This window comes from Nocardioides sp. Z35_8 (assembly GCF_059621125.1).
The window spans coordinates 194,769-208,123 of sequence record NZ_JCAQIE010000004.1 but is presented as its reverse complement, the minus strand read 5'-3'; the positions used below and the strand labels follow the sequence as shown (position 1 = coordinate 208,123).

Annotated in this window: 13 protein-coding genes; 10 read left to right on the top strand and 3 right to left on the bottom strand. The window is 72.4% G+C overall.

Going from position 1 to position 13,355, the window contains the following annotated elements; translation table 11 throughout:
- Positions 1-52 precede the first annotated feature (52 nt).
- Positions 53-901: a DICT sensory domain-containing protein gene (locus AC54T2_RS17475; RefSeq protein WP_496666810.1), complete on the top strand. Its 849-nt coding sequence runs from the start codon at positions 53-55 to the stop codon at positions 899-901.
- Between the two features lie 79 nt (positions 902-980).
- On the opposite strand, the gene AC54T2_RS17470 is transcribed toward AC54T2_RS17475, so the two are convergent.
- Positions 981-1,571, bottom strand: a complete 591-nt coding sequence (locus AC54T2_RS17470; protein ID WP_186341122.1) for a hypothetical protein — start codon at positions 1,569-1,571, stop codon at positions 981-983.
- Between the two features lie 212 nt (positions 1,572-1,783).
- Here AC54T2_RS17470 and AC54T2_RS17465 point away from each other — a divergent pair, with 212 nt between their 5' ends.
- The 6 genes from AC54T2_RS17465 (at position 1,784) to AC54T2_RS17440 (ending at position 10,137) form a co-directional block, all read left to right on the top strand.
- Positions 1,784-2,734: an SDR family NAD(P)-dependent oxidoreductase gene (locus AC54T2_RS17465; protein ID WP_496666809.1), complete on the top strand. Its 951-nt coding sequence runs from the start codon at positions 1,784-1,786 to the stop codon at positions 2,732-2,734.
- Positions 2,735-2,827: 93 nt separating this feature from the next.
- Positions 2,828-5,095 (top strand): catalase, encoded by a 2,268-nt coding sequence (locus AC54T2_RS17460; RefSeq protein ID WP_186341124.1) that lies wholly within the window; start codon positions 2,828-2,830, stop codon positions 5,093-5,095.
- A gap of 97 nt (positions 5,096-5,192) precedes the next feature.
- Positions 5,193-7,196, top strand: coding sequence for a threonine--tRNA ligase (gene thrS, locus AC54T2_RS17455; RefSeq protein ID WP_186341125.1), 2,004 nt, complete (start codon positions 5,193-5,195; stop codon positions 7,194-7,196).
- 7 nt (positions 7,197-7,203) lie between these two features.
- Positions 7,204-8,364, top strand: coding sequence for a MalY/PatB family protein (locus AC54T2_RS17450; protein WP_186341126.1), 1,161 nt, complete (start codon positions 7,204-7,206; stop codon positions 8,362-8,364).
- Positions 8,365-8,683: 319 nt separating this feature from the next.
- Positions 8,684-9,250, top strand: a complete 567-nt coding sequence (locus tag AC54T2_RS17445; protein ID WP_496666808.1) for a ribonuclease FAU-1 family protein — start codon at positions 8,684-8,686, stop codon at positions 9,248-9,250.
- Positions 9,247-10,137 carry a phosphotransferase enzyme family protein gene (locus AC54T2_RS17440; RefSeq protein ID WP_496666807.1) on the top strand — a complete coding sequence of 297 codons (891 nt, stop codon included), beginning with the start codon at positions 9,247-9,249 and terminating at the stop codon, positions 10,135-10,137. Before AC54T2_RS17445 ends, AC54T2_RS17440 begins: the two co-directional genes overlap by 4 nt.
- 30 nt (positions 10,138-10,167) lie before the next feature.
- On the opposite strand, the gene AC54T2_RS17435 is transcribed toward AC54T2_RS17440, so the two are convergent.
- The gene (locus tag AC54T2_RS17435; RefSeq protein ID WP_186341129.1) at positions 10,168-10,743 is read right to left on the bottom strand and encodes a hypothetical protein; all 576 of its coding nucleotides are present in this window, start codon (positions 10,741-10,743) and stop codon (positions 10,168-10,170) included.
- A gap of 21 nt (positions 10,744-10,764) precedes the next feature.
- A complete protein-coding gene (locus tag AC54T2_RS17430) occupies positions 10,765-11,298 on the bottom strand; it encodes a GNAT family N-acetyltransferase (protein ID WP_496666806.1) in 534 nt (177 codons plus the stop codon).
- A gap of 22 nt (positions 11,299-11,320) precedes the next feature.
- Between AC54T2_RS17430 and AC54T2_RS17425 the strand changes: the two genes are divergently transcribed.
- From AC54T2_RS17425 to AC54T2_RS17415, 3 genes are read left to right on the top strand one after another with little or no spacing between them, the layout of a single operon-like run.
- Positions 11,321-11,830, top strand: coding sequence for an HIT domain-containing protein (locus AC54T2_RS17425; RefSeq protein ID WP_489976735.1), 510 nt, complete (start codon positions 11,321-11,323; stop codon positions 11,828-11,830).
- A 33-nt stretch (positions 11,831-11,863) separates the two neighbouring features.
- The gene (locus AC54T2_RS17420; protein WP_496666805.1) at positions 11,864-12,637 is read left to right on the top strand and encodes an inositol monophosphatase family protein; all 774 of its coding nucleotides are present in this window, start codon (positions 11,864-11,866) and stop codon (positions 12,635-12,637) included.
- A 19-nt stretch (positions 12,638-12,656) separates the two neighbouring features.
- Complete coding sequence (locus tag AC54T2_RS17415) at positions 12,657-13,346, top strand: class I SAM-dependent methyltransferase (RefSeq protein WP_186341133.1); 690 nt, start codon at positions 12,657-12,659, stop codon at positions 13,344-13,346.
- The last annotated feature ends 9 nt before the right edge of the window (positions 13,347-13,355 follow it).

Here is a 13,355-nt window from a genome sequence, read left to right as displayed (position 1 = left end):
TCTATGCAACACTTCCAAGTAGATCTAGGCACGGTGCGAAGGAGTGCAGGACGTGGACGCCAGCCCTCGCGATTCCCTCTCCATCGGGGACCTGGCCCACAGGAGTGGAGTACCCATTTCCACGCTCCGCAGCTGGGAGAAGCGCTACGGATTTCCCCGGCCGAGCCGGCAGGGCGGTGGGCACCGCCGCTACACCGAGGCCGACGTCGACGCCGTCCTCGACGTCCTGGCCCGTCGGCGCGGAGGGCTCTCGCTCGCGGCCGCCATCCGGCGCGCGGAGGTCCCGCCCCTGCGCTCGGGCTCCGTCTTCGCCGAGCTGCGCCGCCTGCACCCGGCGCTCGCGCCGCAGGTGCTCACGCGGCGCACGCTCGTGTCGATGAGCCGCGCCATCGAGGACGAGTGCTGCGCCCGTGCCGCCGACCCGGTCCTCTTCGGCTCGTTCCAGCGCGAGCAGTTCCTGCGCCCCTCCTACGACCGGTGGCGCGAGCTGGCGCGCACGGCCCTGTGCACGGTCGTGTTCGCCGACTTCGCCGAGCCGGCGCCGCCGCGCCCCGGCGAGCCCGTCGAGGTGGCCGTCCCGCCCGACTCCCCGCTCACCCGGGAGTGGCTGGTGGTGTGCGACGCCGTCGACCTGCCGGCGTGTCTGGCGGCCGTCCAGCGTCCGGGCCAGCTCGCCCACCCGCCGAAGGAGCGCACCTTCGAGGCCTTCTGGTCGGTCGACCCGCAGGTCGTGCGCGACGCCGGCCGCATCGCCGCGTCGCTGGCCGACGGGCTGCGCCCCGGCTGGCGCGAACTGGTCGACCTGGCGCCCCAGCCCGACCCCCGCGGCGCGTCGGAGGACCTGCACCGGGCCTCGCTGCTCTTCGACCGGATGGTCGGTTACATCGACGCCGCCCGATGAACCCCGGACACGACCGAAGGACCCGGTCGCCGTGGGGCGACCGGGTCCTTCTCGGGGTCCTTCTCGGGGTGCGGGGGAGTCAGACGGGGACCGTCTGCCGCTCCGTCGCGGTGCCCTCCTCAGCGGTGCGCTTCGCGTGCCGCAGGCCGAGCAGTGCGAGCGCCAGCAGGGCGATGGCACCGGCGAAGGCGGCGATCGCTGCGTAGCCGGCGATGGTGCCGATGGTGGCGAACGCGTAGCCGTAGAGGAGCAGGCCGCGGAGCGTGTTGCCCATGAAGAGCGACTGGCGCAGTCCGCCCAGGGCCTGGCCCTCGGCGCTCGCCTTGCCCTCGTCGTCGAGCGCCAGGTACTCGCCGCTCACCTCCTGGTAGGTGCGACCGTCGCTCGAGGTGTTCATGTGCGCGAGGATGTAGTGGTCGGCGTAGGCGCGGGCCTCCGGGCCGGTGTCCATCACGCTGCCGGCGTGCGGCTCGAGGGCGTTGACGTCCTCGTCGGACAGGCCGCCGAGCGCGTCGCCCTCAGGCATCACGATGTCCTGCATGGTGAGCTGGTCGTTGACCTGGTCGCCGATGAACGAGCTGGCCCACGTCAGGAGACCGCCAGCGACAAGGAGAACGACGGCGAGAGCCACGCCCGTCCAGGAGACGAGCCGGTCGAGAAACGCGCGCATGTTGTGCCTTCCGTCAGGGCGGGTACTGGGTCGTCCCCGCCTCGTGTCCGAGGTTATGGATGAGCGAGGTGTGCCCGCATGGGGCGAAGGCACCCAACCCGGAAGGACCTAGGTCCCCTCGGGTCCCGCCGAATTCGTCCGGAAGTCGGGGTCGGGCCGCTCGGCGTGGGGAGGGTGCCGTTGGGCGGGCGGCGACGGGGGTACCTGCTGGCATGCCCGCCCACCCCCGCGCCCCCCGTGTCGTGATGGTCACCGGTGCCTCCAGCGGCATCGGCGAGGCGGCCGCGCGCCAGGCCGCGCGCCGTGGCGACCACCTCGTCCTGCTGGCCCGCGGCCGCGAGGCGCTCGAGCGGGTGGCGCTGGACTGCGACGGGCTGGGCGCGGCGTCCACGATGGTCGCGCCGGCCGACATCAGCGACGACGCGCAGGTCGAGGCCGCCGTCGCCGCCGCGCTGGCGCGGCACCTCGCCGTCGATGTCGTGATCGGCAGTGCGGGCGTGGTCGCCTACGGCCGGGTGGACGAGGTGCCGGCCGAGGTCTTCGACCAGGTGGTGGCGACCAACCTGCTCGGGTCGGTCAACCTCGCGCGCCACGTGCTGCCGGTGCTGCGCGCCCAGGGCACCGGCGACCTGGTGTTCGTCGGGTCCGTCATCGGCCACATCGCGGTGCCCGACATGGCCGCCTACGTCCTCAGCAAGTGGGGGGTGCGCGCCCTGGTGCGCCAGCTCCGCGTCGACAACCGCGACCGCCCCGGGGTGCGCATCGGCTACGTCGCCCCCGGCGGCGTCGACACGCCGATCTACGGGCAGGCGGCGACGTACGGCCGGGCGGCCGGGAGGCCACCCTTCCCGGTCACGACCCCCGAGCGCGTCGCCGCGCGCGCCCTCGGCGTGGTCGACGGAGGCCGCGGCGGCCAGGTCGGCCTCGCCAACCAGGTGATCCGCCTCGGCTTCACGGCTGTGCCGTGGGCCTACGACCGGCTCGTCGGCCCGTTGTTCGCCCTCGCGGCCCAGGACCAGACGGTCGACGTGACGCCCGGTCCGGGCAACGTGCTGGGCTCGCGCCAGGAGCACAACCGCCTGCGCGGCGGTCACGGCAGCGCGCTGCTCGCCATCGGCGCCAACGCGGTGGCGCTGGCCCGCCGGCGGATCAAGGGCGGCTGATCGCGGTCGGGTCGTGATCGGACCGCGGTCGGGCGCATGGACCCCCACCTCGGGGGAACAGGAAGCACCCGCCCCACGACCCCAGGAGAGTGCATGAACGCCAGCAAGCCCGTGGCCGCCGCGAAGAAGGCGGCAGGTGAGGTCGTCGACGCCGTCGCCGAGGCCGTCTCGCTCACCGACAAGCCCGTCCCCGGTGCCCCCGGCAGCGAGCCGCCGACGCTCGAGGAGCCCACCGAGCCGCGCGAGGTCCCGCCACCGAAGCCGGACCAGCAGCAGCCCACGCCCCTCTCGCCCACCGGCGCCCCGAGCGCAGACCCGGCCACCGCCAGCGCGCAGCAGGGTGCCTACCTCACCACCGCGACCGGCGTGCGGATCGGCGACAGCGACCACTCGCTCAAGGCCGGACCGCGCGGCCCGACCCTCCTCTCGGACCACCACCTCCGCGAGAAGATCATGCACTTCGACCACGAGCGCATCCCCGAGCGCGTCGTCCACGCCCGCGGCGCGGGAGCCCACGGCGTCTTCGTCGCGAACGGCGCGGCGTCGCAGGTCTCGCGTGCGGGCGTCTTCGAGAAGGGTGAGGAGACCCGCGTCTTCGTGCGCTTCTCGACGGTCCTCGGGTCCCGCGGGTCGGCCGACACCGTGCGCGACACCCGCGGCTTCGCGACGAAGTTCTACACCCGCGAGGGCAACTGGGACCTGGTCGCCAACAACATCCCGGTCTTCTTCATCCAGGACGGGATCAAGTTCCCCGACGTCATCCACGCGGGCAAGCCGCACCCCGACCGGGAGATCCCGCAGGCGCAGAGCGCCCACGACACGTTCTGGGACTTCGTGTCGCTGCACACCGAGGCCCAGCACCACGCGCTCTGGAACATGTCGGACCGCGGCATCCCGCGCAGCTACCGGATGATGGAGGGCTTCGGCGTCCATACGTTCCGGCTCGTCGACGCCGAGGGCGGCACGACGCTCGTGAAGTTCCACTGGAAGCCCCGGCTCGGGGTGCACTCCCTCACGTGGGAGGAGGCGCAGCTCGCGGGCGGGGTCGACCCCGACTTCCACCGCCGCGACCTCTATGACGCCATCGAGGCGGGCGCGTTCCCCTCGTGGGACCTCGGCATCCAGACCTTCCCGGACACCCCCGACCAGATGTTCGAGGGGATCGACCTGCTCGACTCGACCAAGCTCGTGCCCGAGGAGCTGGCGCCCGTGCAGGTCATCGGCACCCTGACCCTCAACGGGAACCCGACGAACTTCTTCGCCGAGACCGAGCAGGTCGCCTTCCACACCGGCCACCTCGTGCCGGGCATCGACGGCACGGACGACCCGCTGCTGATGGCCCGCAACTTCTCCTACCTCGACACCCAGCTCACCCGGCTGGCGGGGCCGAACTTCAACCAGATCCCGATCAACCGCCCGCACGCGCCGGTCAACGACAACCACCGCGACGGCTTCCACCAGCAGGCGGTGCACGGCGGGGTCGCGCCCTACAAGCCCAACTCGCTCGACGCGGGCTGCCCGTTCTTCGCGGGTGCCGACGAGGGGGCGTTCGTCGACGTGCCGGTGACGGTGCCCGAGGGCTCGAAGGTCCGCGAGAACCCGGCGTCGTACGACGACCACTTCAGCCAGGCGCGACTGTTCTGGCTGAGCATGAGCGCGGTCGAGCAGGAGCACATCGTCAACGCCTACTCCTTCGAGCTGGGCAAGTGCTACGAGCAGGCGATCAAGGAGCGCCAGCTGCTGGCCCTGGCCAACATCGACGCCGGGCTGTGCGCCCGCGTCGCGCAGTCCCTCGGCCTGCCCGCTCCCGAGCCCACCGTGCAGTACGACGAGCCCCGGCCCAGCCCTGCGCTGTCGCAGCTCGGCGAGACCTGGCCGGCCGACGGTCGCCTCGTGGGGATCGTCGTCGACCCGGACGGCGACCTGTCGGGCGTCGCGGCGCTGCGTGAGGAGCTGATGGCGGCCGGGGTGCTGCCGCTGCTCATCGCGCCCCGTGGCGGCGAGCTGGGGGAGGGCCTGGTGGCCCAGCGCACCTTCGCGACCGCGCGGTCCATCGAGTTCGACGCACTCGTGGTCGCCGGCGCCGCCCCGCCGGCCGCCGACGCGTTGACCAGCCGGGACAGCAAGGCCGGGGCCGCCGCCACCGTCGCCACCGACCCGCGCGTGGGCCTGCTGGTGGAGGAGTGCTTCCGCCACTGCAAGGCCGTCGTGGCCTTCGGCGAGGGGCGCGCCGTGGTGGACGAGCTCGGCCTCGCCGGCGCCGGTGTGCTGACCGGCGACGGGGCGGGTGACGTCCAGGGCGACCTGATGACGCTGCTCGCCGGGCACCGGTCGTGGGAGCGCTTCGCGACCAGCGTCTGACCGCGTCGAGGTGGGACGCCGAAACCGGGGTGAGCCGGCCGCAGCCCGGCCGATAGGCTCGCATCGACATCCCGTCCCACCTCTTCCAGGAGCTCTCGTGCCCGACATCAAGGTCGTCCGCGTCCACGCCGATCAGCGTGCGGAGACCACGGTCACGACCGGCACCAAGGCGTGGGAGCTGTTCCGCGACGACGCCGACGTCATCGCCGCGCGCGTCGACGGCACGCTCAAGGACCTCGCCTACGAGCTCGTCGACGGCGACGAGGTCGAGGGCGTGGCGATCGACAGCCCCGACGGTCGCGACATCCTGCGCCACTCGACCGCCCACGTGCTGGCGCAGGCGGTGCAGCAGATCTGGCCCGAGGCCCGGCTCGGGATCGGCCCGCCGATCACCAACGGCTTCTACTACGACTTCGACGTCGAGACCCCGTTCGTGCCCGAGGACCTCGCCAAGATCGAGACCGCGATGCGCAAGATCATCAAGGAGGGCCAGCGGTTCGAGCGCCGGGTGACCACCGATGCCGAGGCGCTCGACGAGCTCAAGGACGAGCCCTACAAGATCGAGCTGATCGGGCTCAAGGGCGGCGCGGGCGCCGAGGACCCGGAGTCGATCGGCGAGGGCGCCAGCGTCGAGGTCGGCGGCGGCGAGCTCACCATCTACGACAACGTCCGGCGCAACGGCGACGTCGCGTGGTCCGACCTGTGCCGCGGCCCGCACCTGCCGACGACCAAGCGGATCCCGGCGTTCAAGCTGATGCGCTCAGCGGCGGCCTACTGGCGCGGCGACGAGAAGAACAAGCAGCTCCAGCGCATCTACGGCACCGCCTGGGAGACCAAGGAGGCGCTCGAGGAGCACCTGCACCGCCTCGAGGAGGCCGAGCGCCGCGACCACCGCAAGCTCGGTCGCGAGCTCGACCTCTACTCGTTCCCCGACGAGATCGGGTCGGGCATGGCGGTGTTCCACCCCAAGGGTGGCGTCATCAAGCGGGAGATGGAGGACTACGTCCGCCGCCGGCACCTCGAGGAGGGCTTCGACTACGTCGGCACCCCGCACATCAGCAAGGACGGGCTGTTCCACACCTCCGGGCACCTGCCCTACTACGCGGACACCATGTTCCCGCCGATGGAGATGGAGCACGCCGAATACCGCCTCAAGGCGATGAACTGCCCCATGCACAACCTCATCTACCGCTCCCGGCAGCGCTCCTACCGCGAGCTGCCGCTGCGGTTCTTCGAGTTCGGGTCGGTCTACCGCTACGAGAAGTCCGGCGTGGTGCACGGCCTGACCCGCGTGCGGGCGATGACCCAGGACGACTCGCACTCCTACGTCACCCCGGAGCAGGCTCCCGCCGAGGTCGAGCACCTGCTGACCTTCGTCACCGGCCTGCTGCGCGACTTCGGGCTCGACGACTACTACTTCGAGCTGTCGACGCGCGACGACTCCAAGCCCGACAAGTTCATCGGCTCCGACGACCAGTGGGAGACCGCGACGTCGGTGCTCGAGACCGCCGCGCGCAAGTTCGGCGTCGACCTCGTGCCCGACCCGGGTGGTGCCGCCTTCTACGGCCCCAAGATCTCGGTGCAGGCCAAGGACGCGATCGGGCGCACCTGGCAGATGTCCACGATCCAGTACGACTTCAACCAGCCGGCCGTCGACCGCTTCAACCTCGAGTACGTCGCCGCCGACGGCACCCGGCAGCAGCCGGTGATGATCCACTCGGCGAAGTTCGGCTCGATCGAGCGGTTCATCGGCGTCCTCGTCGAGCACTACGCCGGCGCGTTCCCGCCCTGGCTGGCTCCCGTCCAGGTGCAGGGCATCCCGATCGCCGAGCGGCACAACGACTACCTGTTCGACATCGCGCGGCAGATGAAGGCGCAGGGGCTGCGGGTCGAGGTCGACGACTCCGACGACCGGATGCAGAAGAAGATCCGCAACGCCCAGCTGGCCAAGGTGCCGTTCATGATGATCGCCGGCGACAACGACGTCGAGGCGGGCGCCGTGTCGTTCCGCTACCGCGACGGCCGCCAGGACAACGGCGTGCCGTTGGCCGAGGCGATCGAGCGGGTGGCGGCCGCGGTGGCCTCGCGCGAGCAGGTCTGAGCCCGGCGTGGGGGACGCGGGGGAGCGGCGCCCGGTCGTCGACCTGACCGACGAGCAGGCGCGCCGCGCGCTGCCGCTCAAGTGGGGCGTGCCCGACGACGTGCTCCCGGCGTGGGTCGCCGAGATGGACTACGCCGTCGACCCTGTGGTGCTCGGCGCGGTGCAGCAGGCGCTCGCCGACGGCATCACCGGCTACCCGCTCTACGGCTTCGACCCCGCCCTCGCCGAGGCGTACGCCGGCTGGTCGGCGCGGCACGTCGGCTGGGCGCCGGAGCCCGAGGCGGTGATCCCGGTGGTCGACGTGACGGCGGGCGTGCGGCTCGCGCTCGACGTGCTCAGCGGGCCCGGCGGCGTCGTCTTCCCGACGCCGGGCTACAACGCGCAGTTCGGGCTGGCGAGCGTCACGGGCCGCGAGGAGGTGCGCCTCGACGTGCCCGCGTCCGCGGAGCGGGCCGAGATCGACCTCGATCGGCTCGACCGCCTCTTCGCCGAGGGGGCCCGGACGCTGCTGCTGACCCAGCCCCACAACCCGTGGGGCCGCGTCTTCACCCGCGCCGAGCTCGAGGGCATCCGCGACGTGGTCGTGCGCCACGGGGCGCGGGTGGTGAGCGACGAGATCCACGCGCCGCTCGTCCTGCCCGGCGCCGAGCACGTCTCCTACCTGTCGGTCGAGGGCACCCACGACCACGCAGTGGCCGTGGTGGCCGCGTCGAAGGCGTTCAACACCGCCGGGCTGCGGTGCGCGCAGCTCGTCGTGCCGTCCGCGGCCGACCGTTCCCTGCTCGCGGACCAGCCGATGGCGCGCAACGACTCGCACTCGCCGCTCGGGGCGATCGCCGCCCGGGCGGCCTACGGCCTGGGCGACCCGTGGCTCGCCTCGCTCGTCGATCGCCTCGACCAGCAGCGCGCCCTGCTCGGCGAGCTGCTCGCCACCCACCTGCCCGAGGTGCGGATGCGCCCCGTCGAGGCGACCTACCTCGCCTGGCTCGACGCGTCCGCCTACGGTCACGCGGACGCCGCCGCCGTCGCCCTCGAGCGTGGCCGTGTGCAGGTCAGCGCAGGGGAGTCCTACGCCCCCGGCACCACCGGCCACGTGCGGCTCAACTTCGCCACCTCGCCCGACCGGCTCACCGAGATCGTGGCGCGGCTGGCGAAGGCCTGGACGTAGCTCGCGTAGGTCGCGCTCGTCGCCCCGCCCCACGCCACGGTCTACGAGGGGTGCTCAAGCGGTCACGTCCCCGCTCAACCACCCGGATCCGGGTGTCCCAGCGGGGACGGGACTGTCCTAGTGGCGCTGCTCGGGTGGAGGACGGGCGGCGGCCGGTCCCGCTCGACCACGTCCGCGCCTGGTGTGCCGACTCCAGCACCACGGTCACCATCAAGGCGGTCGTCGACCTCAACACCACCGGATCGACGACCCCGTCCCACACCCGGCCACCGGCCCGGTGGCGGGGCCACCGGTACGTCCGGTCCCCTAGGGTCCGACCATGCCTCCCTTCCGGACCGGCCAGGTCATCGAGCGACGCGAAGTGCTGCACGGCCGAGCGTGGCTCACCTCGCCGGTGACCGTGGTGCACGACGACGGGGACCGGCTGGCCGTCCGGCTCGACCCGGGCTCGGCGTTCACCTTCCCGGCTCACCCGTTCGGGGTGCACCCGTGGGCGATGCACTCGGAGTGGCGTGGTGCGATCGTGCTCCAGCTCTACCGAGCCGGTGACCTCTACAGCGTGTGGAAGTTCTTCGATCCCGACGGCTCGTTCCGTCACTGGTACATCAACTTCGAGGCACCGCTGACACGCGGCCCCGGGCACATCGACACCGACGACTACGGGCTGGACCTCGTCGTGGACGCCTCGGGCCAGCGGCGCTGGAAGGACGTGGCGGACCTGCACCACCAGCGGGTCGAGGGGCGCATCTCTCCGCAGACGGTCCTCGATGTCCTCGCCGAGGCGGCGCACGTCGAAGCGTCGCTCGACCGCGACGAGCACTGGTGGTCCGCGTGGACCGACTGGTCGCCCACCGCCCCCAGCAGCGGCACGGACGGTCCGTCGTGACCGGACGCCGCGGGACGAGCCCGAGCGACCTGCTGGAGACCTTCTGGGGCATGAGCGGCGCCGCGGTCACGTCGTTGGGGGGTGGGATGAACTCGGAGACCTGGCTCGTCGAGCACGAGGGCTCGACGTACGTCGCCAAGGCGGTGTCACGAGCAGCCGCAGCGGATCTGGCCACCGGGGGAGAGGTCGCGACGACGCTCGCCCGGTCGGGCTTCGTCACCGGGCATCCGGTCCCCACCCGTGACGGCCGGATGATCCTGACCGACCCGCCGCTCGCGCTGCTCCGGCACGTGCCCGGCCGGGAGCTGGACGGAGAGGCCGACGAGGAGCAGGAGTGGATCGCGAGCACGCTCGCCGGTGTCCACGCGGCCTCGGACCCGGCGCCGGGGCCCAGCCCCGCCGCCTTCGCGACGGACTGGCTCGACCCACGGATGCCCGGCGTGACCGCTCATCCGTGGCTCGTGGCAGCCATCGAGGCGGTGCGGGCCGAGACCGACGCCCTGACCGTGACCTGGGCGACTCTGCACACCGACCCCGCACCCGAGGCGTTCCTCCACGACGACCGCTCGGGCGTCACGGGCCTGGTCGACTGGGCGGGGGCGCGGCGGGGGCCTGTCCTCTACGACGTCGCGTCCGCCGTCATGTACCTCGGCGGCCGGGAGCACGCCTCGCGCTTCCTGCGCACCTACCTGGCGAGCGGCCCACTCCGCGCCGAGGAGATGCGCCACCTCGACGCGTTCAGCCGCTTCCGAGAGGCCGTGCAGGGCGTCTACTTCGCCGGCCGGCTGGCGTCCGACGACCGCACCGGGGGAGTCGACCGCGCCGACAACGAAAAGGGCCTCACCGACGCCCGGCGACGCCTCGCCGCGCTCGGCGTCGCTACCTAGCCATCACCGTGCCCGACAGGTCGGTCCAGGTCAGAGCCGCCAGCGGAACGGCCTGCGGTCCTTGGCCGTCAGCGAGTCCACCACGGGTGTGCCGGCGCTGAAGTCCATCGACCCTGCCGTCCACTGCAGCACCTTGGCGCCCTTCTTGACCTGCCTGAGCTCGACGACGGTGCGATAGGTCGTGGCATCGACCTGGGTGACCGGCAGCGTGCTGCAGTCGTAGGGCTCGATGACCTCCCCGCTCCTGGCATAGCTGCACACGTCACTGCCCAGGACCCCGTCCGTCGTGGCGATCCGCACGATGCGCCAGATCCGCTTGTTCTTGATGAACTCCACTGCCACGCCGCCCGGCTTCATCAGGGTGGCGGCGGAGGACACCGGCGAGTGCAGCTTGAAGGTGACGCGGATGCTCTTCTTGCGGTGCTGGGTCTTGAGCTGCACGGCCGCCAGGTCGAGGCCGCGGTTCGCGTCGCCGAGGACGACGTCGTTCCGGGGATCCTGCTTGGTGGTGCTCGAGGCGGACGCCGGCGCGGTGGTGCCCAGGGCGATCGCGAGCACGCAGGCGATCGGCGCGGTCAGCAGCCTGGTGGTCCGGGACGTGGTCATGGTGGTGTTCCCCCGGTTCGGTCAGCGGTGAGTGCGAGGCACTATCCCACTGTTGGAGTCCGCACCGCTGGGCGTTCGGCGCACGGGCTTCTCGTACCTCCGGCACGGCGAGACGAACGTCTGGTCGCCGGCCGCCACCTCGTAGGGCAGGTCGCCGCGGTCCGCCCACCCGCAGCGCTCGTAGAACCGGCGCGCCCGCACGTTGCCGACCACCACCGCCAGCCAGGCGGTCTCGTGCCCGGTGGCGGCCATCTGGCGCTCGGCCTCGGCGAGGAGGTCCTCCGCGACCCCGGCGCCGCGCGCCGACCGGGCGACGAAGAGCTGCTCCACCTCGTCGTCCACGACCATCACGAACCCCTGCAGCGACCCATCGTCGGCGACCGCGACCGTCGTGTCCGCCACCCTGGGCGGCGTGCGCTCGTGGAAGGCCGCGAGGGTGCGCGCGGCAGTCAGCCCGCCGGGCACGTGCCCCGCGTGTCCGTCGTGCCACCCTTCGTGCCACAGGTCCGCGACGGCACCCATGTCGGCGTCGCGTGCCGGTCGGATCGACGTCATGGGCCCACCCTAGGATCGCTGCATGACTGGTGGGACGAGTGGCGGCGGGCTCGAGCGGATCTGGACGCCCCACCGGATGGCGTACGTCCGCACGGCGGTCGACGACGACGGCTGCCCGTTCTGCGCGATCCCGTCGCACCCCGACGACGAGTCGCTGGTCGTCGCGCGCGGCGCGTCGACGTACGTCGTGCTCAACCTGCACCCCTACAACCCCGGCCACCTGATGGTGCTGCCCTACCGCCACGTCGCCGACCTCACGGACCTCACGACCGAGGAGGCGACCGAGCTGATGACGATGACGCAGCAGGCGCTGCGCACCCTGCGCGCGGTGAGCCGGCCCGACTCGTTCAACGTCGGGCTCAACCTCGGCCGGTCCGCGGGCGGCTCGCTGTCGGAGCACCTGCACCAGCACGTGGTGCCGCGGTGGACCGGCGACGCCAACTTCATCACCGTCGTCGGCGGCACCAAGATGCTCCCCCAGCTGCTCGAGGACACCCGCGCACTGCTCGCCGACGCCTGGCCCGGAGCCTGAGCACGGCCCCGGGTCGCTCGGTAGTGTCGTCGGGTGACCACCCGCCTGCGCGCCGACGCCGCCCTCGCTGCCGACCTGGTCCGCGAGGCGGCGCTGCTCGCCGCGCGCATCCGCGCCGAGGGCCTCGACGTCGAGCGCAAGACCAGCGGGTCCGACGTCGTCACCCAGGCCGACACCGCGGCCGAGCGGCTGATCGTGCAGCAGCTCGCCGCCGAGCGCCCCGACGACGCGATCGTGGGGGAGGAGGGCGCCTCGCGAGCAGGCACCTCGGGCCGGACCTGGGTGATCGACCCCGTCGACGGCACCTACAACTTCTCCCGGGGCAGCGACTGGTGGTGCTCCGCGATCGCGCTGCACGACGAGGACGACGTGCTGCTCGGCGCGGTCCACCACGCCGCCACGCTCCGCACCTGGGTCGGCGGTCCGGCCCTGCCCAGCACCTGCGACGGCACACCCCTCGCCCCGCTCCCGGACACGCCGCCCGGGGCGCGGTGTGCCGCGAGCTACCTGCACCCGCCCTACTTCGGCACCGAGGTGGGGGAGGCGTTCACCCGGGCGCTCGGGCAGGTCGGCACCCTGCGGATGTTCGGCTCCGGGACGATGGACATGGTCGCGATCGCGTCCGGCCAGTGGGACGTGCTCTTCCAGCACTCGGTCCCGGCCTGGGACCGGCTGCCCGGCGCGGCGATCATCCGCGGTGCGGGCGGGGACGCGGTCGTCCTACGCGCCGGGGGGGTCGACTGGACGGTGACGGGTGCACCCGCCGCGGTTGCGGACGTCCGCGCCGCGCTGCTCAGTCCAGCGTGATGGCCACTAGGGTCACCCCATGACACAGCGCCCGACCCGCCCTGATGACGCGCGTCCTGTCGCGCGCACCTTCCAGGGCGTTGATTCGCCCTACTGGTCGGAGTCGCGCGCCCACGTCGCCGACCTGGTGCCCGACTCCGCCCGCCGGGTCCTCGACGTCGGGTGCAACGACGGCACCTTCGGTGCCGGGCTGAAAGCGCGCGTCCCTGGTCGGGAGGTCTGGGGCATCGAACCGCACGACCTCGACGCAGCGGCGGCAGCCCAGAAGCTGACCGGCGTGGCGTGCGGCTTCTACCCGGACGCGCTCAAGGAGGTGCCCGGTGCCTTCGACTGTGTCAGCTTCAACCACGTGCTCGAGCACATGACCGACCCGTGGCACGCCCTTCGGGTCACCCGCGAGCGGCTCCACCCGGGCGGCGTGATCGTGGGAGAGCTTCCCAACATCCGCCACCTGCCGTTCCTCTTCGACCTCGCCGTACGCGGGAGGTTCGACTATGTCGACTCCGGGCTGCTCGACCGCACGCACCTGCGCTTCTTCACCCGGTCGAGCGCTCACGACCTCTTTGCCACGGCCGGCTACGAGGTCGAGGAGTTCTTCCCCGTCGTCGCCATGGGCAACGCTCGTTTTCCTCGCGCGTCGCGGGTCGTGGCAAAGGCGGTCGGCGACCTCTCGTACCTGGCTTTCGCGTTCCGCGCGCGGCCCGTATGAGGCGGTACC

Coding starts and splice junctions, on each gene's coding strand:
- AC54T2_RS17425 (WP_489976735.1), top strand. CDS start 11,321: ATGACTGGTGGGACGAGTGGCGGCGGGCTCGAGCGGATCTGGACGCCC.
- AC54T2_RS17415 (WP_186341133.1), top strand. CDS start 12,657: ATGACACAGCGCCCGACCCGCCCTGATGACGCGCGTCCTGTCGCGCGC.
- AC54T2_RS17465 (WP_496666809.1), top strand. CDS start 1,784: ATGCCCGCCCACCCCCGCGCCCCCCGTGTCGTGATGGTCACCGGTGCC.
- AC54T2_RS17435 (WP_186341129.1), bottom strand. CDS start 10,743: ATGACCACGTCCCGGACCACCAGGCTGCTGACCGCGCCGATCGCCTGC.
- AC54T2_RS17460 (WP_186341124.1), top strand. CDS start 2,828: ATGAACGCCAGCAAGCCCGTGGCCGCCGCGAAGAAGGCGGCAGGTGAG.
- AC54T2_RS17470 (WP_186341122.1), bottom strand. CDS start 1,571: ATGCGCGCGTTTCTCGACCGGCTCGTCTCCTGGACGGGCGTGGCTCTC.
- AC54T2_RS17430 (WP_496666806.1), bottom strand. CDS start 11,298: ATGACGTCGATCCGACCGGCACGCGACGCCGACATGGGTGCCGTCGCG.
- AC54T2_RS17445 (WP_496666808.1), top strand. CDS start 8,684: ATGCCTCCCTTCCGGACCGGCCAGGTCATCGAGCGACGCGAAGTGCTG.